Raw genomic sequence first — 18,864 nt, 5'->3', positions numbered from 1 at the left:
GTTAAGCGGCTGCATTCAAAAATCTGGGATCTTCAGCTAATTTAAGCAAACTGAAAACATGCCAATAGGTTTCCTGCTGATAAAGTCGACCTTGCAAATAAGGCTTCAGATGCATGTGTTGTCTGGCATCAGCCGGTTCCGGTTGGCGTTGGAAATGCTTCAAGCCGAACACTTCATCCACAATCAACCCGGTGAAAAACTCAGGATGATTCAAAACGATAACGCGTTTGCGTTTATCCGTCGGACTGCTATTGCCTTGGAGAAACAGGTTTAAGTCGATAAGTGGAAGTAAATCACCACGCAAGCTGGTCATGCCAACCACCCAGGGCTGTGATTTTGGTACAGGGGTGATCTGTTGGGGCAGTGGGAAAACTTCGCGTGATTGGCCGAGCGGAATAAGCAAATGCAAGTTGTCCAGACGAAAACCGATGGCGGTCCAGGCCCCTTCCATATTGTCTTGCTGTGATAAGCCGGCAATGCGCTGCTGGCTGCGACGTTCGATATCCTTGAGGATGGCAATGATATCTGCCGGATTATCCATTGTGGTCATGCTGACACTTCCACCAATTCATTTATTTGTAATATCAGATCGTCTTCGGCTACCGGCTTGCCAAGGTAACCTCGTGCGCCCTGGCGCATGCCCCACATTCGATCAGTTTCTTGGTGTTTGGATGAGACAATCACAATAGGGATATGTGCAGTGGCACTGTCTTTAGTCAGCCGACGAGTAGCCTGAAAACCATTTAAACCTGGCATGACAACATCCATCAAAATTAATTGAGGTAATTGGGATTGCGCCATTGCAACGGCCTGTTCGCCATCTGTGGCGACGATGACTTCATGACCGTTTTTTTCCAACATTTTCTGTAATACATACACTTCTGTTGGCGAGTCATCGGCTATCAAAATTAAAGCCATATAAAATCTACGCGTCCTTGTTTTTGTCGAGCAAATGCGTCCGTATCGCATCCAATAAATCGTCGCGGGTAAAAGGCTTTGTCAGATATTGTTCTGCTCCCACAACCCGCCCCTTTGCGCGGTCGAATAAACCATCTTTACTGGATAACATCACCACTGGAATATCCCGGTATTTGGGATTGTTTTTGACCAATGCGCAGGTTTGATATCCATCCAGTCGCGGCATCATGATATCGATAAAAATAATATCGGGATGCTGCCCACTGATGATAGGCAATGCCTCAAAACCATTATCCGCGGTCAATACTTCACAACCTGCTTTCTGCAGCAGGGATTCAGCACTACGGCGAATCGTTTTGCTGTCATCGATGACCATCACCTTAAGGCCTGAAAATTCTGATAAAGTCTCACTCACGGTCATTAGTACCTACAGCCTGACACATTCGATTAAAATCAGCCTTGAAGATAACCCATTTTTGATCGTCAGGCTAGTGACTACTTTCGAGGTCGGGGACTGTTATTCCTTCATTTCTAAACGCATGGAAGAGTATGTATGACTTGAAATATCCAATCTGTGTCCCATATCACAGTAACTGGGGTCTCTTTAGCTTTCATTGCCACTGTGGTTGAAGGTGATGAAAGCTAAAGAGATCCTAGCCTGCCAGCCGCACTTAATATTGATTCAGAGAGTACAACATGACATCAGCCGTACCGCACCTAACTACTGCCCTTAATGGACCATTACTGGAATTAGAATCACATTTATTGGAGCGGCAGGCCGATGTTGAATGTTGGTTGCGTGAGCAATGGCTGAAAACGCCGGCGCCTTTTTATGCTTCAGTGGATCTGCGAAATTCCGGCTTTAAACTTGCCCCGGTCGATACCAATTTATTTCCAGCAGGATTTAATAATCTGAATCCGGCATTTATGCCTTTATGTGTCCAAGCGGCACAGGCTGCTGTGGAACGGCTATGCCCAAAAGCCCGCCGGGTATTGATCATTGCAGAAAACCATACTCGTAACCTGTTTTATATGGAAAGCGTCGAAACATTAAGAGACATTTTCGAAAAAGCCGGTTTGGAGGCGCGCATTGCCAGCTTGCGTGAAGATATCAGTGAGACCATACAAGTCGAATTGCCCTCAGGAAAAACCTGTGAAATCTCGCCATTGGAACGCCAGGGTAATCGAGTAGCAATTGGCGATTTTTCGCCGTGTCTGGTGTTGTTGAATAATGATATGTCTGCGGGTCGCCCAGCGATCCTTGAAGGTTTGGAGCAGCAACTTGCGCCACCACTGAAAGCAGGTTGGTCGACGCGCAAGAAGTCGGATCATTTCACCCACTATTCGATGGTGGCACATGCTTTTGCTGAGCAGCTTGATATTGATCCATGGTTGGTCTCACCGCTGACATTGCAATGCGGCGAAGTAAATTTTATGGAACGCAGTGGCATGGAATGTTTGGCGCGCAATGTAAATACATTGCTCACTGCAATTCAGAATAAATACGATCAATACGGTATCGACCGCGAACCATTTGTGGTGGTGAAGGCTGATTCTGGAACCTACGGAATGGGTATTATGATGGTCAAAAGTGCTGATGAGCTTTTGAACCTGAATCGCAAACAACGCACTAAGATGTCCTCAGCCAAAGAAGGATTGGTTGTGGATAATGTTTTAGTTCAGGAAGGGGTTTATACCTTTGAAACGCTGGGTGAAGATCAAGCTGTTGCGGAACCCGTTATTTATATGATGGATCATTTTGTTATTGGTGGCTTTTATCGTGTGCATACCGGCCGCGGAATTGATGAAAATCTTAATGCGCCGGGAATGCACTTCGAGCCATTGGCATTTGCCCAATCCTGTATTACTCCAGACAAATTTGATAAACCAGATGCCGAACCTAACCGATTTTATGCTTATGGCGTGATTGCGCGACTAGCCTTATTGGCCGCGGCAAGAGAGCTGGCATAGAAAGTATGCCAGCTGAATGTTAGGCGTTATGTTCGCTTAAATAAGCGATAGTCATGGTCTGGTTATGTAACTGACTGTGACTATCGTCCTCGCCGGAACAGATTTCTCCGTTGGAGTAAAAACCGGTGATACCCGTTTGCATTCCCAGCAGACGTTGCACTGCATAAACCTCATCTGCAACCTGATCTTCCATCACCAGTTTACGACCCACACAACTGACACAGATGGCCAGGGCTTTATCGTTGATATCCACTTTCTTCAATAAAATCTGCCGTGCGGCATCGCTGGCTCCGGCGACCAATTGATCATGATCGGATTTCAGAAAACGAACAGTTGACCCTTCAGCGATATTGCCGGCAAACGTCATGCTGTTTTCTTTTTCATTAATCGACAACAAGGTTCGTATCACATTGACGTTTTTGTCATCCATGATGGCGAACGGAAAATTTAGACCTGAGGAGGCAGTTCGCTGGCGTAGTAGCCGATATACATTTTGTAAAGTGGTAAGGCGGGTTTGTTATCCATTTCATAGACAACATTCTTGATAGCTTTAGTAATACGTCTTGGAGGGCCGTAGGGTTTCCAGCCCCCTAATGCACCACTGGTCACAATAGCGTCTTTACCGTAAATACCCACAGCTATCACGATACGATCTTTGATTTGATCATTATTCAGTAACAATGTCTTGGTAAATTTGGCATCATCGCCGGCCAATCCGCCCGTTATGGGCGTGTTAGGTAGTACTTCCTGCAAACCTTCGACCAGCTCTGAACCATTTACATTGAGGCCGTCACTGAGTACAAACACACCTTTTAAATCCGGGGCAATTAATTCGTTGGCAATCTGAGCACCTAACGCATGAGACTGTTCCATGCTATTTACCGGTTTGCAGATAAAACGGAGCTGACTACGCTGCCAATGCATGGCGGTGATATGCACGCTATCATCAAACACCCCGTCTCCAGTGATTTCACCTGATGTGGTGCAACCAATGATTTGTGCATTGGGATAGCGTTTTTGTATCTGACTGGCAAAGTTGCGTTCGCTAAAACGGTTAACTGAGCCGAAAACTAATACCCAGTTCGCTTCACTCAACGTCGATGCTGAGGGGAGTTTGTTAAACCCACTTTTGGAGGGTAGATGTTCTTGTACAAACTTCATTTGCGTAAACCTAACATCCTGAAATTTAAATGAATCATTAGCGTCCTTGTTGAATGTGTTCAAAAACCTCAGCCGATACTACATCAGTTCACCGCATACTGGGAGTAGCTTAATTCAAAATGTGAACTGATTTGCACAAATCCGGGCATAAAAAAGCCCTGAACACATCGTTGCGTCAGGGCTTTTTGAAGCTTGAGCTAAAAAAAGGCTAGCCAGCGAGTTTTTGTTTAAGGATGTCATTCACCTGACCTGGATTGGCTTTACCTTTCGAGGCTTTCATCACTTGTCCAACAAAAAAGCCGAATACTTGCTCTTTACCATCACGATATTGTTGTACTTGCTCTGGATTAGCGGCAATCACTTCATCGATCATTGCCTCAATTGCACCGGTATCAGTCACTTGTTTAAGACCTTTGGATTCGATAACGGCATCGGCATCGGCACCTTCACCGTTCCAGATAGCTTCAAATACCTGCTTGGCGATCTTGCCAGAGATGGTGTTGTCCTGAATACGTAACAACACACTGCCAAGCTGCTGGGCAGAAACTGGAGATTCAGTGATCTCCAAGCCAGCTTTATTCAACGCACCGGAAAGATCACCGATAACCCAGTTGGCACATTGCTTTGGATCTTTATTGCCAGTGGCGGCCAATACGGCTTCAAAATAATCAGCTAGTTCGCGACTGCTGGTCAACACACTGGCATCATATTTTGATAAACCCATGTCATTGACGAAACGATCGCGTTTTTCATTCGGCAGTTCTGGCAACGTGGCACGGACCTGTTCGAGCAGTCCTTCATCCAAAACTAATGGCAATAAGTCAGGATCCGGGAAGTAACGGTAGTCGTTTGCTTCTTCCTTGCTGCGCATCGACCGGGTTTCATTTTTATCCGCATCATACAGACGTGTTTCCTGAACCACTGTGCCGCCTGATTCAATCACATCAATCTGCCGTTCAACTTCGATATTGATGGCACGTTCGACGTTACGGAATGAGTTGATGTTTTTCAGCTCAGCACGGGTGCCAAATTTTTCCTGACCTTTAGGGCGTACGGAAACGTTGGCATCACAGCGGAAAGAACCTTCCTGCATATTGCCGTCACAAATTTCCAGATAGCGCACCAACGAGTGGATTTTTCTCATATAGGCAACGGCTTCTTTAGCACTGCGCATATCAGGCTCGGAAACAATTTCCAGTAATGGCGTACCGGCACGATTTAAATCAATACCGGTTTGACCGTGAAAATCTTCATGTAAGGATTTACCTGCATCTTCTTCGAGATGGGCGCGGGTGATGCCGACAATTTTCTCGCTGCCATCTTCCATTTCTATCGTGATTTGGCCTTTGCCAACCACTGGCAATTCAAACTGGCTGATTTGATAGCCTTTAGGTAAGTCTGGATAGAAATAGTTTTTACGGGCAAACACTGAGCGATCAGCAATTTCAGCATCAACGGCTAGACCGAATTTAACCGCCATACGTACTGCTTCTTTGTTCAACACCGGCAGTACGCCCGGCAAGCCCAGATCAACTGCACATGCCTGAGTGTTAGGTGCCGCACCGTAAGCAGTGGCTGCTCCGGAGAAAATTTTTGTTTTGGTTGCAAGTTGGGCGTGAATCTCTAACCCGATAACAACTTCCCATTCCATAATTGCCGGCCTGAATTTAAGTGATTAAAACCCCGAATTGTAGCAATTATTCACGCAGACTGAGAATTTTCCAGTCGCGTTGACGTGCAACTTCCGCCAATTTGTCATCAGGGTCTACTGCGATAGGCGTATCGACCTGCTCCAGTAATGGCAGATCGTTATGTGAATCGCTGTAAAAATAACTGCCTTGAAGATCATGTTGATGTTCGGACAACCAATGTTTTAAACGAACTACCTTGCCATGCTGGAATGAGGGTACGCCCAGCACTTGGCCGGTATAGCGCCCATCGATCATTTCAGGATCAGTGGCAATCAGGTTGTCGATACCTAACAGTTCAGCAATGGGCGTGGTCAAAAAACTATTAGTCGCGGTGATGATTAGCAGAATATCGCCTTGCTGGCGGTGATGTTCAATTAAATCACGACCTTTTGGCAGAATGATTGGCAGGATTTTCTGCTGCAGGTAATCAGCGCGCCAGTTGAGCAGATCCTGCATGCTGTTTTTGGCCAGTGGCTCAAACACAAATTGCAGAAAGGCATTGATATCCAGCTGTCCTGACTGATAGTCATGATAAAAAGCCAGATTGGTGTCGTGATAGCTCTGCGGATCAACGATGCTATTTTCCGCCAAATAGCGCCCCCACAAATAATCACTGTCTCCACCAAGTAAGGTATTGTCTAAATCAAATATTGCTAAAGCCATTGTAACTGGTCATGTCCCGATAAAATGAGTGCGTATTGTAAGACAAAATGCGTTGCATCCTCATGTCTCATTCACTAATCTAAACTTATTATAAATAATTATGCTGGCGGCCCGTACTTACCGTTGCCTCCGGCGAGAGATTGAACCGTGATAGACAAAGATGGCTTTAGAGCCAATGTGGGGATAATCCTCTGCAATGAACTCAACCAGGTGTTGTGGGCACAACGTGCTCAACATGACTCATGGCAGTTTCCCCAGGGCGGCATTAAATTTAATGAAACTCCAGAGCAGGCCGCCTTCCGTGAATTGACGGAGGAAATCGGTCTGGGGCGTGAACATGTTGAGTTACTGGCCACCACTCGTGGCTGGCTGCGTTACCGCCTGCCTAAACGTTATCTGCGTTATGGCAACAAACCATTGTGTATCGGTCAAAAACAACGCTGGTTTTTAATGCGTTTTACTGGTGATGAAACCGATGTGCGGTTGGATCTGCATGAAAAACCCGAGTTTGATGATTGGCGCTGGGTCGATTATTGGACCCCGGTCGAGGAAATCGTATTTTTCAAACGTCGAGTGTATGAAAAAGCCCTCCACGAATTTGCCCCGTTGTTGTTTCCCGAATATCGAAAACGTGCCGGTAAGCCGGACTCTAAAAGTTAAGCCAGCAATTTTTTAAATACGCTGGAATTACGTTGATAATTGTATAAAGCCTGCTTTTGCATCGGTAATTCACTGATAGCAGACGGTTGAAATCCATGTTCAATAAACCAATGAGCAGTCTGAGTCGTCAGTACATACAGGCTGGTCCAACCAGACGCTTTGGCTTGTTTTTCCAACATGGACAATAACTGTTTGCCACGACCTTGATGACGATAATCTGGTGAAATCGCCATACATGCCAATTCTGCAGCATTATTTTCAGGGTACGGATATAACGCGGCGCAGGCGACTACCGTGCTATCACGTTCCATCACGGTGAAATGTTCAATTTCCCGTTCCAGCAATTCCCGAGAACGTTTGACCAACACACCGCTCTGTTCCAGTGGTTGTAATAATTCCAGAATGCCGCCGACATCCTCAATAGTGGCCTGACGAGTGGTTTCAAAGGATGTCGCACTAATCAATGTACCTACACCGTCACGACTGAATAATTCCTGTAACAACGCGCCATCAACAGATCTATCAAGTAAATGCACCCGGCAGACTCCGGCTTCACAGGCAGTGACCGCAGCATTTAGCGATGGATGATCATAATCTTTGACTTGCTGCAGAGTAATTTCACGCGGCAAATCGGCATTGCTTTGGCCAATAAAAATCAGTTTATCAGCCTGCAATCTGCTGGCAACCGCAGTAGCAATGGCTTCAGCTGATAAATTAAAGATCTCCCCAGTAAGCGAATAGCCTAAAGGTGGCAGCAACACTAAATTGCCATTGCTTAATTGTTGTTGAATACCTTCAGCATCAATACGTCTGACCTCGCCGGTATGTCCCAGATCGATACCATCAATAATGCCGGCAGGGCGTGCGGTCACAAGATTGCCACTGACACAACGGATCCGTGAATCGGCCATCGGTGTGTGTGGTAAACCAAAAGAAAGTTTGGATTCAATGGCGATGCGTAAATCACCTACGACAGCACGAGCAACTTGCAGACTGGCATCATCGGTTATACGCAAGCCGCGATGATATTTCACAGCTATATCAAGCTTTTCACATTTCGCTTCAATTTGAGGGCGGGCTCCGAAAACCAGTACTAGTCGGATATCCAGGCTATTGAGTATCGCCAGATCGTGAATCAGATGATCAAAGTTATCCGCTGCGACAGTTTCACCATCAAAAGCAATAACAAATGTCGCACCACTGTGCGCATGAATATAGGGCGCAGCGGCCCTGAACCACGAAGTTGTGGTGGCGAAATGCGCGTCAGTCGGTTGTTGTGATGATGAATTCATAATGTCTTTTTATCGCAGTCTCAACATGCTTGCCAAGTTGCGTGTAAAATCTCTCGAATAATCTGGTGAGTTTATATTGTTGCAGCTCGCACACCAGTCTGAATTTTGTTGGAGAGAATCAATGCCTGAATATCGTTCAAAAACTTCTACAGCCGGCCGGAATATGGCGGGCGCTCGTGCTTTATGGCGGGCCACCGGCATGAAGGATGATGATTTCAGCAAACCTATTATAGCGATTGCGAACTCATTCACACAGTTTGTGCCAGGTCATGTTCACCTAAAAGATCTCGGTCAGTTAGTCGCGCGTGAAATTGAAAGGGTAGGTGGTGTTGCGAAAGAATTCAACACCATTGCCGTCGATGATGGTATCGCCATGGGCCATAGCGGCATGCTTTACAGTCTGCCATCGCGTGAAATTATCGCTGACTCGGTTGAGTATATGGTTAATGCCCATTGTGCTGATGCGCTGGTCTGTATTTCCAACTGTGACAAGATTACCCCAGGCATGTTGATGGCGGCATTGCGTCTAAATATCCCGGTGGTATTTGTTTCCGGTGGCCCCATGGAGGCCGGTAAAACCAAATTGGCAGGTTTGGATGTAAAACTCGATTTGGTCGACGCTATGGTTCAGGCAGCAGATGACAGTGTCAGTGATGAAGATGTTGCCCAAGTTGAGCGTAGCGCTTGCCCAACCTGTGGTTCTTGCTCTGGTATGTTCACAGCCAACTCAATGAATTGTCTGACCGAAGCTTTGGGCTTGTCGCTTCCTGGCAATGGTTCTCTATTGGCAACCCATGCTGATCGCCGCGAACTGTTTCTGGAAGCTGGTCGCCGTATTGTCGATTTGGCCAAACGTTATTACGAAAATAATGAAGAAGATGTGTTGCCGCGTTCAATCGCTAGCAAAGCCGCATTTGAAAACGCCATTGCTTTAGATATTGCTATGGGCGGTTCAACCAACACCGTTCTACATTTATTGGCTGCCGCGCATGAAGGTGAAGTAGATTTCACCATGGCGGATATTGATCGTATGTCGCGCAAGATCCCGAATCTTTGCAAAGTTGCTCCAGCCACCAATAAATACCATATGGAAGACGTACACCGTGCCGGTGGTGTTGTGGGCATTCTGTCAGAGTTGGCAGCGGGCGGTTTATTGCATACCGACGTTCCAACTGTTCACAGTAAAACCCTCGCTGAAGGGTTAGCGTTATGGGATGTCGCTCGCACTGATCATGAACCAGCTTTACAACGATATCTGGCAGGTCCTGCAGGTATTCCTACCCAAACAGCTTTCAGTCAAGACTGCCGTTGGCCATCATTAGATGTAGATCGTGAAAATGGCTGTATCCGCAATATTGAAAATGCTTACAGTAAAGACGGCGGCTTGGCTGTTTTGTACGGTAATTTGGCTGAAGAGGGCTGCATTGTTAAAACCGCCGGGGTAGATGAATCGATTTTGAAATTCTCCGGTCCGGCGAGAATTTTTGAATCTCAGGATCACGCGGTGACGGCCATTTTGACTGAACAGATCCAAGCCGGTGATGTTGTTTTGATTCGTTATGAAGGCCCGAAAGGCGGGCCGGGTATGCAGGAAATGTTGTATCCAACCAGTTATTTGAAATCCAAAGGACTTGGCAAACTTTGTGCGTTGCTAACCGATGGACGATTCTCGGGTGGTACGTCAGGTTTGTCTATTGGTCATGCTTCTCCCGAAGCTGCCGAAGGTGGCAATATCGGCCTGGTCGATGAAGGCGATATTATTCATATCGATATTCCTGGCCGCAGCATCAATGTTGAATTGACTGATGCCCAGTTGGCAGACAGACGTATCCATATGGAACAGCGCGGAGAAATGGCCTGGAAACCGGTTAATCGCGATCGTAAAGTGAGTGTTGCTCTGCAGGCTTATGCGGCTCTGACCACCTCTGCCGCTAAAGGAGCAGTGCGTGATGTTGAGCAGTTGAAACGTGGCTGAGGGATTAAAAAACTAACCACAGAGACACTTATATATCATTTAACACGGTGTCTTTGTGGTTAATTCTAAAACTTAAATCTGCTGAGCGTAGAGTTTCTGATAAATGCCATGTTGCTGAATCAGACTGTCATGATCACCATCAGCAATGATTTCACCGCCATCAAACACCACAATGCGATCTGCCTGGCGAACAGCACTTAACCTATGCGCGATTATTATGGTTGTGCGGTTTTTCAGATAATCCGCCAAGGCAATATGCAGATGATGTTCGGTATTGCTATCGAGTGCTGACGTGGCTTCATCCAGAACTACTACACTTGGATTCATTAATGCCATGCGTGCCACAGCAAGTCGTTGACGTTGTCCACCTGAGAGTTTGACGCCGGACCGACCAATTAGGGTATCCAGACCTTTCGGCATGGCTTGAATGACATCCTCAATCTGAGCGGTTTGAATCGCCTGCCAGATTGCCTCATCGGAATAATCACGTCCCAGTGTTATGTTTTCCCGCACTGAGTCATTAAATAACGCCGGATGTTGTAACACTGTTGCCACATGCTCTCGTACGCCTTCCAAGCCAATATCACTGACCGGCACATCATTGAAATACACCATGCCCTTATCAGCCGGATACAACCCCAGCAATACATTGACCAACGTAGATTTACCGGCACCGCTGGCACCGACTAAAGCGACCTTCTCACCAGCCTTTATTTCCAAAGAAACACCACTGAGCACCGGGTTATTTTCGTCATAACTAAAATGCAGATTTTCAATCCGAATACTGCTGGCTTGGCCATCAACAAACGGATTGGTTTTGGCCGGATAAACGACTTCCTGCTTTAACGAAAATAATTTGTTCAATCTGGAAACTGCCGCGCCAGCAGCGTAATACGCATACTGAATATTCAACACTTCCTGAACTGGTCCCATCATGAACCAGAGATAGCCAAACACCGCAAACATCTGGCCGATACTCAGATCGGAAAACACCACCATCCACATGCTGACAGCGCGAAACACATCAAAACCAAATAGAAAAATAACGAAGGATATGCGATTTGCCGCATCACTTTTCCACGCATAACTGGTGGCATGTACTCGCACACCTCGAGCACGTTCGATAACCCGCAGAAAATAATGTTTTTCACGGTTAGCGGCACGGATCTGCTGAATGGCATCGAGCGTTTCAGTCAGACTTTGCTGAAAAATCTCTACGGCGGTGTTTTCATTTTTCTTCAGGTCTTTAACTTGTTTGCCCACTCGCATAGTGAAATAAATGACCAGCGGATTCATGAACAAAATCAGTAACGCGAGCTGCCAGTGCAGAAATAGCAGAATCACCGCAGTACCGATAATGCTCAGCACCGCCACGATAAACCGGCTGATAGTGTTGCCGATAAAGTTATCAATGACCTCGATATCAGTGACAAAGTGTGAGGAAATGCCACCACTGCCGCGGGTTTCGTATTCACTAATGGCGATTTTACCTAGCCGTTTGATCAGCTGGCGGCGAATTCGAAAGGTAATGCGTTTGGCAATAATGGTGAAATAGCGTGATTGCAATACGTTCAATACCAATGAGGCCAAACGTAACACCAAAGTCAGGATCAGCATGGCGCTGATAAACAGAATTGGCCCGTGCCACTTTTCTGGTGTGAATGAGGAAATAAATGCGACGGCAGCACCTGGCTGATTTAGCAACACTTCATCGACCATTATGGGGAGCAATAATGGCACTGGAACCGCACAGATGGTGGCAATAAATGCGATAAGGTTGGCTTTGATCAGATGCTTTTTGTAACTCAACGCTTGTTTGAGTATGCCTTTAAGCTGATAGCTGGTTTCTGTGCTCATGGATGTTAATCAATTCTTTACGGTCGGTAGGCAGCAATGCAACGGGATCTTGTGCCGGCATTAGACCAGTATTTGCTGGCCCTGGCTGTTGAAAAACAGCTCCGGCTGATAACCCCATATTTTCATTACTGTTTCAGGTTGAAGCACCTGCGGTGGTGATCCCTGGGCGACGAGTTCACCCTGATGTAAAAGCCACACTTTGTCAGCATACCGACTCGCTTGGTTCAGATCATGCAAAATACTGATCACTGCGAAGCCATTTTTCTGACAAAGCGATTTTACCAAATTCAATAACTGATGTTGCTGACCAAGATCTTGGGCTGAAGTCGGTTCATCAAGCAATAACAATGGCGCATGTACCGCCTGAGACAATTGCAATAACACTCGGGCCAATTGTACCCGTTGTCTTTCACCGCCAGATAAGCTGGTGTAAATTCTGTCGGCAAATTGCCAGGTATCGGTGGCCTGCATCCATTTTTGAACGGCATTATCAATATCACGACGCTTTAAGCTGAGTGGCGTAGCGCCAATCGCGACAACTTCTTGTGCTTTAAATGGAAAGGATAACTGACTGGCCTGTGGTAATACGCCAAGATGTTTGGCCAGTTGTTGTCTGGACCATTGCTGTAACGATTTATCATGCAGATATATCTGGCCTTGATTGGTAGACCACTCTCCACAGATAGTTTTGATTAAACTGGATTTACCTGCCCCATTGGGACCTAAAACTGCCACCAGCTCGCCGGAAACCAAACTGGCTTTTGGCAAACTCAGAATTTGTCGATGGTCCTGAGTGACAAGTAGATTTTCGATAAAGAGCATAGGCAGGCTTATAAAGTACTGAGTCGTTTACGTTGTTGGATCAGCAAAAAAGCAAAGAAAGGCGCACCGATTAATGCGGTTACTAAACCTACCGGTAATTCCGCTGGGGCTAATATCACCCTGGCGCCAATATCTGCCATCAGTAATAAAACCGCCCCAGTGAGCGCCGATAATGGCAGTAATACTCGGTGGTCTGGGCCCATGGTCATACGCACCAGATGTGGCACCACCAGACTGATAAAGCCGATAATGCCGGTGGCTGAAACGGCAATGCCAATGCCGATTGCGGTGACCACAATCAATTGCAGTTTTAATTTTTCGACATTAATTCCTAGATGGCGGGCTTCGGCTTCACCCAACAGAAAGGCATTTAATGCCGGTGCTTGAGTTTGGTAAAACATCAATAGACCAAGACAGGTCAGTGCCGACAGCCAAATAGACATGCTGTTTGCGCCATTCAACGAGCCCATGCCCCACAAAGTCAGCTCTCGTAATGCCATATCATTGGCAATATAGGTCATAAAACCAATAATCGCCCCGCTGAAAGCCGCAATGGCTACCCCTGCCAACAACAGAATTAATACCGATGTGCCACCATTCTGCGATTGTGCCAATCGATACACCAGCAAAGTAGTTATCAAACCGCCAAGAAATGCTGCTATGGGAGTCGTTAGATAGCTGAGTGAAGCAGGTAACAGCACAATGGCAATGGCAGCGCCCAGTCCCGCACCCGATGACACGCCGATAATGCCAGGATCGGCCAGGGGGTTACGAAATAACCCCTGAGTGACGGCACCACAAAGCGCTAATAAAGCTCCGATAAAGATAGCGAGCAGGGTTCTTGGCCAGCGTAATTCCCAAATAATAGCTGTTTGGAATGCATTAAGCTGACTGAAATCACTACCGAATAATCTGTCTACAATGCTCAATAAACTTTGTTTGGCAGGTAACGTCATTGGCCCAAGCATGATTGATAGCAACACACTTACCATCAACAACAGACTCATCACTAGCCAGATGCTCCGCCGCCAGCCATTCAGGCTGGCAGGTAAATATTTGGCATAACTCATTTTGCTGAGGAGTAAATGATGGTTGCCAACTGATCGGCTTGTTGCACGGCGGTTATGCTGAGTCCAGCAATTAACTTACTGGCATCAATACTGATAATACGCTTTGTTTGACCGGCAGAGGTGTTTTTCAGTAAAGGATACCGTGTCAATAATTGTTCCGTTTCAGGGGCACCATTACCACGCCTGCCAACCATAATGACATCAGGATTCATAGCCAGAATAGATTCCAGCGAGACTGACTGATAACCATTAAATTCGCTGATATTTTGACCATCAAGTACATTGATGAGGGCATGGCCAACAGTGTCACGTCCAGCCTGTGATAACCCCCGATCATTCAAATCCAGCAGAAACACCATTTTTAAATTTGTTCCATTGATATGATCGGTGATGGCGGTTTCCATTCGTTGAATATCGTCGATTAATTGCTGACAAGTTTTTTCACTATTCAGTGCTTTGGCCAAGTGCTGAATATTACTGCGCAGGTCCGCAATGGTTTGCGGACTGTTGAGCTGGATAAAGTTAATCTGTGCATTTTGAATGGCTTTTACAGTGGGTTCGGGCCCGGTATGGTCGCTGCCCACAATCAAATCTGGTTGTAAGGATAAAATCGCTTCGGCCGACAACGCACGGTGATAGCCGAGTTGTTTAACATTTTGACTTGTGAGTAATGGCTCACTGGTAATGTCAGTGGCGATAATTTTGGATCCGACACCCAAGGCCAGCAAAATTTCTGTGGCATTACTATCGACGCTGATGATTCTCTCGGCATGAACCGGTTCAGCCACAGTAATTTGAGCAGTTAATAGTAATAAAACGCCGTAAAATAGTTTTCTCGTATTAAGCCGAGAAAATTTAGATTGAGACATGAATAACTCCAAGCAGGGTAAATCAGTTTCGGGCTCGTTATTGAAGAGCGCCATTAGCAAGTGCAGAAGTTTAACCACAAATAAATAATTTGTTAAGTTAAATCTAAATGATAATTGTTATTATTTACATGTTGTGTAGGGTGTGATAATTTCCCCAGCCTGATGCAGTAATTCTTATCTGCAAATCAATTTTTTGAACGTTAAGGCGATCTTTACTGAGGAAATAATGAACACACAACGTAAAACCCTCCCTACCCTGATTCAGTCTGTGCTTTTGCTTAGTCCACTATTGGTATCAACAAGCCACGCCCAAACGCCTCTGGAAATGGAAGAAATCAAGATCACTGCAACACGAAATGCAGAGCAATCTGTAACACCGAGTCGTAATATCACAGTGATTGATAAAGCTGAATTGGAACAAATTCAGGCGACTTCTGTGCCCCAAACAGTTGCCCATCTGCCCAATGTCACGCTGAGTGGTGGCCCAAGAGATGATGTGCAGAATGTGAATATCCGTGGCTTGGGAGATACTCAGGTGTTACAGCTGGTGGATGGGGTCAGACAAAACTTTATGTCAGGTCATCGGCCAACTTATTTCCTGGACCCGGAATTAATCAAAAGTGTCGAAGTAGTGAAAGGGCCGAGCAGTGCGTTATGGGGCTCTGGCGCGCTTGGCGGCGTGATTTCACAAAACACGATTCATGCAGCTGATTTGTTGGGAACAAAGGATTTTGGCGGTTTTATCAAGCAGGGCTATCACAGCAACAGTGATAAATGGTTGACCACAGCGGCACTGGCCGGACGCTTTGAGAATCTCGACTGGCTAGTTTCCAGTTTTTATCGTGATGGCAATGAAACAGAGCTGGGCAATGGTAATAATCTGGAGGGATCTGCAGCACGTGATAAAGGCGTGATGGCCAAAGTGGACTGGTTTATTGATGATGCTCAAACTGCGACATTTAACCTGCGAAGTTCTGAAGTAAATGGTGAGATCCCCTCCAATGGCGCGGCCGAGGTGGATTCATCAAACTTTATGATTAACCGTCAAAACCAGACCGATCATGCTTCGGTGGATTATCGCCTCAATCCCGATAGTGACTGGCTTAATGTTCAGTTGATGTTGTATTGGAACAATACCGAGATGCAGGAATATCGCTTATCAGATCGACGTGCTGATCGGACTGAGATTGAAACGCTTGGCTTAAATCTGAATAACCGAACTGAGCTGGGCAATATTAGTTTTATCTATGGTGTTGATGGTTACCAGGATAAATTAACAAGTAACCGAGGGGGCTTAAATCGTCCTACACCACCAAATGCCACAACCGAAGTTTGGGGGGCGTTTACCGAAGTGCATATTCCGTTTGCCGAGGCATGGCGGCTGGAACTTGGTGGGCGTTATGATTATTTCAGTACTGAAGCAAAAAATTTAAATAATGATCGTAGTGATAATGCGTTTTCACCTTCAGTGGCTTTGGTTTGGCAGACAACCGACAAACTGAATCTGACATTACGTTACGATGAAGCCTTCCGTGCACCGACTGCTGAAGAGCTTTATACCACTGGTACGCATTTCTGTATGGGCCATTTTTTTGTAACACATTTTTGGCAAATCCTGATTTAAAACCGGAAGAATCTCAGAATGTAGAATTTATCGCTGACTTTAATACGAGAAGTGTATTTACCGAAGCTGACCGTTTTGGTGTTAATGCTTCCGTGTTTTATAACAATATTGATAATTTTATTGAGCAGGATGCTGAAGTTTGGATTGGTCCTTCTATGCATACCACCTATAACAATGTCGACGAAGCTCGATTAAAAGGCTTTGAGCTGACCTTCAATTATGGTCTGGAGGATTTTGCAGCCGCATTATCCTATGGACAGACCCGTGGAGAAGATAAACAAACCGGAGAAAATATCAGCGGTATTCCCGCAGATAAATGGGTATTGGATTTGAATCAGCGTTTTATTAATCGCAGTGTCACAACCGGCTTGCGAGTGAGTCATATTGAATCTCAAAACCGGATTAAATCTTCTGATAATGATGACTATGACCGCTACACCCTGGCGGATATCTATGCCACATGGGAGCCGGTCACTATGCCCAACCTTAAGTTGGACCTCAGCCTCAATAACCTGACTGATCAATATTACCGAGTGGCGTTTCAAGAGCTGTATATGCCGGGACGTGATGTAAGATTGGCAGTACGCTATCAGTTCTAATGCGGAGTAGATTTATGCAACAGGAACCAGCAGTAACACCAGTCTCAATAATGCCGGGACAAAATGCCCAACAATTACTGGAACAGATCTGTGATTGGGGGCCGATGACTACTATCGTTATTCATGGTGGTAGCGTGTTTGAGTTTGGCGGTCCTTTTCCCCGTGGCAGTGTGGCCGAAGGTTTCTATAACCTGCAGGTGGATGGTCATGGCTTTCATGGGCATTTGAATCTGCAGAAAGTTGAGCAAATCAGCTTCCAGACCAAACCCCATCGAGGTCGCGAAAGTTATGCCTTTGTGTTTGAAGATGCCAATGGGGATGTGATCTTCAAAGTGTTTCTCGGTCGTGATGAACAAGGTGAATTAATCACCTCACAACGCGAAAAGTTTTATCAGTTAATGCAGCAATTTCAATAGGCACTAAGATGAAAAATAAAGGTTTGGAACAACAAATCAGTGATGAAATCATGATGATGGTTAACAGTCGTAAAACGCTGATGCTGTCGACTCTTGATGAAAATAATCACCCCTATGCATCTTATGCGGCATTTGCGGTAGGGCGTGATTGTCTCTATGTATTACTTAGTGATATTGCTGTGCATGGAGTGAATCTACGGATTCATCCACAAGCATCGGTGCTGATTATTGAAGATGAAGATTCAGCTATCGAGTTATTTGCCCGCTTACGTGTGACTTATCAAGTTGAAGCTGAATGGATTGAAGTCGATTCAGATGCGTGGCATGTGGGAATTGCTTTGTTAACGGAACGTCATGGACAACGCATTACCAATTTGAGCCAGTTAAGTGATTTTCGTTTATTTAAACTGAAGCCGAAAGGGGGACGTTATGTGAAAGGTTTTGGTAAGGCCTATCAGATTGATGGCGGAACCTTGGCGGGTGAAAATCTGCAACATTTACGTGATGGTCATACAAAACGTGAAGTAATCATCACGCAAAACGAATCTTCATAATCAACAAAGCGCCGCGGTTTATCGCGCGCTTTTGTAATGAGGGTTTAGAAATTACCCCACGAGCTTTTCTTACGCATTCTCAGGCTAGGCATTACCAGACCAATCAGCATGCCTCCAAATAACACTGCTGCACCAATCAAAAACCAGTTTTTTGCATCATTGTCTTTCAGGGTGTTGTTTTCGATAACGATGGATTGAATTTCATGATCAATTTGTTGCAGACGTTCTTTTAACTGACGATTTTCATTTTCCAACGCTACGGCATTAGAGGCGGTACGACGTAAATCATCCAGCTCTTTACTGAGGCGTTGCGCCGTTTCTTTAAGTGACATATTTTGATCATCAGCTTCTGAAGTTTGTGAGCTGAGTTGAGCTAATTCTTCTTTATAACTGGTGACTTCCAGTTCAAGGTTCGCAATACGCTGTTCTTTAGCGGCTAATTGTTCACGCGCGCTTGGATTATTGTTTAAGTAACGTGATAACACCCAGCCTTCCACACCGTCACTGGTACGAACTTTTGAATACCCGGAAGGATCATTTTCCAAAACTGTAAGCTCTGTGCCGGATTTCAGCATTTTTCGAATACCAAATTCCAAGCCCTGACCATTGCGCATAGTGATTTCAAGTTCATCAGAAACGTAGCGAGTTGTTTGCGCGGCACTGATCGACGGTAATAACATTGGAGCGGCAATTAGCAACAAGCTGAAAATAATTTTTTTCAC

Annotated in this window: 20 protein-coding genes; 7 read left to right on the top strand and 13 right to left on the bottom strand. The window is 45.7% G+C overall.

Features of this window, described 5'->3' with window-relative positions; genetic code table 11:
- Position 1: 1 nt before the first annotated feature.
- From E8Q33_RS13600 to pilG, 3 genes are read right to left on the bottom strand one after another with little or no spacing between them, the layout of a single operon-like run.
- Entirely contained in the window at positions 2-550 is a 549-nt protein-coding gene (locus E8Q33_RS13600) for a chemotaxis protein CheW (RefSeq protein ID WP_069294669.1), read from the bottom strand.
- Positions 547-918: a twitching motility response regulator PilH gene (gene pilH, locus E8Q33_RS13595; protein ID WP_069294668.1), complete on the bottom strand. Its 372-nt coding sequence runs from the start codon at positions 916-918 to the stop codon at positions 547-549. Before pilH ends, E8Q33_RS13600 begins: the two co-directional genes overlap by 4 nt.
- A gap of 7 nt (positions 919-925) precedes the next feature.
- Positions 926-1,333: a twitching motility response regulator PilG gene (pilG, locus tag E8Q33_RS13590; protein WP_281198070.1), complete on the bottom strand. Its 408-nt coding sequence runs from the start codon at positions 1,331-1,333 to the stop codon at positions 926-928.
- Positions 1,334-1,614: 281 nt separating this feature from the next.
- On the opposite strand from pilG, the gene gshA reads away from it, so the two are divergent.
- Positions 1,615-2,889 (top strand): glutamate--cysteine ligase, encoded by a 1,275-nt coding sequence (gene gshA / locus E8Q33_RS13585; protein WP_069294666.1) that lies wholly within the window; start codon positions 1,615-1,617, stop codon positions 2,887-2,889.
- A 19-nt stretch (positions 2,890-2,908) separates the two neighbouring features.
- Here the strand turns inward: gshA and E8Q33_RS16280 are convergent, their stop codons facing one another.
- The 4 genes from E8Q33_RS16280 to E8Q33_RS13570 all read right to left on the bottom strand — a co-directional run bounded on the left by E8Q33_RS16280 (position 2,909) and on the right by E8Q33_RS13570 (position 6,404).
- Entirely contained in the window at positions 2,909-3,319 is a 411-nt protein-coding gene (locus E8Q33_RS16280) for an FIST C-terminal domain-containing protein (protein WP_247870115.1), read from the bottom strand.
- Between the two features lie 17 nt (positions 3,320-3,336).
- Positions 3,337-4,050, bottom strand: coding sequence for an FIST signal transduction protein (locus E8Q33_RS16275; RefSeq protein WP_247870114.1), 714 nt, complete (start codon positions 4,048-4,050; stop codon positions 3,337-3,339).
- A 208-nt stretch (positions 4,051-4,258) separates the two neighbouring features.
- Entirely contained in the window at positions 4,259-5,701 is a 1,443-nt protein-coding gene (gatB, locus tag E8Q33_RS13575; protein WP_069294664.1) for an Asp-tRNA(Asn)/Glu-tRNA(Gln) amidotransferase subunit GatB, read from the bottom strand.
- A gap of 46 nt (positions 5,702-5,747) precedes the next feature.
- Positions 5,748-6,404 carry an HAD family phosphatase gene (locus E8Q33_RS13570; protein WP_136555393.1) on the bottom strand — a complete coding sequence of 219 codons (657 nt, stop codon included), beginning with the start codon at positions 6,402-6,404 and terminating at the stop codon, positions 5,748-5,750.
- A gap of 147 nt (positions 6,405-6,551) precedes the next feature.
- Between E8Q33_RS13570 and E8Q33_RS13565 the strand changes: the two genes are divergently transcribed.
- Positions 6,552-7,064, top strand: coding sequence for an RNA pyrophosphohydrolase (locus tag E8Q33_RS13565; RefSeq protein ID WP_084002776.1), 513 nt, complete (start codon positions 6,552-6,554; stop codon positions 7,062-7,064).
- Here the strand turns inward: E8Q33_RS13565 and argA are convergent.
- On the bottom strand, positions 7,061-8,356 hold the full coding sequence (gene argA / locus E8Q33_RS13560; protein WP_136555391.1) for an amino-acid N-acetyltransferase: 1,296 nt from the start codon (positions 8,354-8,356) through the stop codon (positions 7,061-7,063). The genes E8Q33_RS13565 and argA overlap by 4 nt on opposite strands.
- A 121-nt stretch (positions 8,357-8,477) precedes the next feature.
- Between argA and ilvD the strand changes: the two genes are divergently transcribed.
- Positions 8,478-10,331 (top strand): dihydroxy-acid dehydratase, encoded by a 1,854-nt coding sequence (ilvD, locus tag E8Q33_RS13555; RefSeq protein WP_136555389.1) that lies wholly within the window; start codon positions 8,478-8,480, stop codon positions 10,329-10,331.
- Positions 10,332-10,403: 72 nt separating this feature from the next.
- On the opposite strand, the gene E8Q33_RS13550 is transcribed toward ilvD, so the two are convergent.
- From E8Q33_RS13550 to E8Q33_RS13535, 4 genes are read right to left on the bottom strand one after another with little or no spacing between them, the layout of a single operon-like run.
- The gene (locus tag E8Q33_RS13550; protein ID WP_136555387.1) at positions 10,404-12,188 is read right to left on the bottom strand and encodes an ABC transporter ATP-binding protein; all 1,785 of its coding nucleotides are present in this window, start codon (positions 12,186-12,188) and stop codon (positions 10,404-10,406) included.
- 60 nt (positions 12,189-12,248) lie between these two features.
- Positions 12,249-13,010 (bottom strand): heme ABC transporter ATP-binding protein, encoded by a 762-nt coding sequence (locus tag E8Q33_RS13545; RefSeq protein WP_136555386.1) that lies wholly within the window; start codon positions 13,008-13,010, stop codon positions 12,249-12,251.
- Between the two features lie 8 nt (positions 13,011-13,018).
- Complete coding sequence (locus E8Q33_RS13540) at positions 13,019-14,080, bottom strand: iron ABC transporter permease (protein WP_136555384.1); 1,062 nt, start codon at positions 14,078-14,080, stop codon at positions 13,019-13,021.
- Positions 14,077-14,949 carry a hemin ABC transporter substrate-binding protein gene (locus E8Q33_RS13535; protein WP_168800217.1) on the bottom strand — a complete coding sequence of 291 codons (873 nt, stop codon included), beginning with the start codon at positions 14,947-14,949 and terminating at the stop codon, positions 14,077-14,079. The genes E8Q33_RS13540 and E8Q33_RS13535 overlap by 4 nt, the downstream gene beginning before the upstream one ends.
- A gap of 226 nt (positions 14,950-15,175) precedes the next feature.
- On the opposite strand from E8Q33_RS13535, the gene E8Q33_RS16515 reads away from it, so the two are divergent.
- Genes E8Q33_RS16515 through E8Q33_RS13515 form a run of 4 tightly spaced genes read left to right on the top strand, consistent with a single transcriptional unit; the run spans position 15,176 to position 18,142 of the window.
- Positions 15,176-16,573: a TonB-dependent receptor domain-containing protein gene (locus E8Q33_RS16515; RefSeq protein WP_136555380.1), complete on the top strand. Its 1,398-nt coding sequence runs from the start codon at positions 15,176-15,178 to the stop codon at positions 16,571-16,573.
- The gene (locus E8Q33_RS16510) at positions 16,555-17,172 is read left to right on the top strand and encodes a TonB-dependent receptor domain-containing protein (protein WP_168800216.1); all 618 of its coding nucleotides are present in this window, start codon (positions 16,555-16,557) and stop codon (positions 17,170-17,172) included. The genes E8Q33_RS16515 and E8Q33_RS16510 overlap by 19 nt, the downstream gene beginning before the upstream one ends.
- A 14-nt stretch (positions 17,173-17,186) precedes the next feature.
- Positions 17,187-17,588, top strand: coding sequence for a heme utilization cystosolic carrier protein HutX (gene hutX, locus E8Q33_RS13520; protein ID WP_136555376.1), 402 nt, complete (start codon positions 17,187-17,189; stop codon positions 17,586-17,588).
- 8 nt (positions 17,589-17,596) lie between these two features.
- Entirely contained in the window at positions 17,597-18,142 is a 546-nt protein-coding gene (locus tag E8Q33_RS13515) for a HugZ family protein (protein ID WP_069294653.1), read from the top strand.
- Between the two features lie 44 nt (positions 18,143-18,186).
- On the opposite strand, the gene E8Q33_RS13510 is transcribed toward E8Q33_RS13515, so the two are convergent.
- Positions 18,187-18,864 carry a TIGR04211 family SH3 domain-containing protein gene (locus tag E8Q33_RS13510; protein WP_069294652.1) on the bottom strand — a complete coding sequence of 226 codons (678 nt, stop codon included), beginning with the start codon at positions 18,862-18,864 and terminating at the stop codon, positions 18,187-18,189.

Origin of the sequence: Methylophaga sp. SB9B, from assembly GCF_004832235.1 — a bacterium.
GTDB lineage: Bacteria > Pseudomonadota > Gammaproteobacteria > Nitrosococcales > Methylophagaceae > Methylophaga > Methylophaga muralis.
Note: the sequence above shows the minus strand (reverse complement) of the source record. Positions and strands in the feature narration are given on the sequence as shown.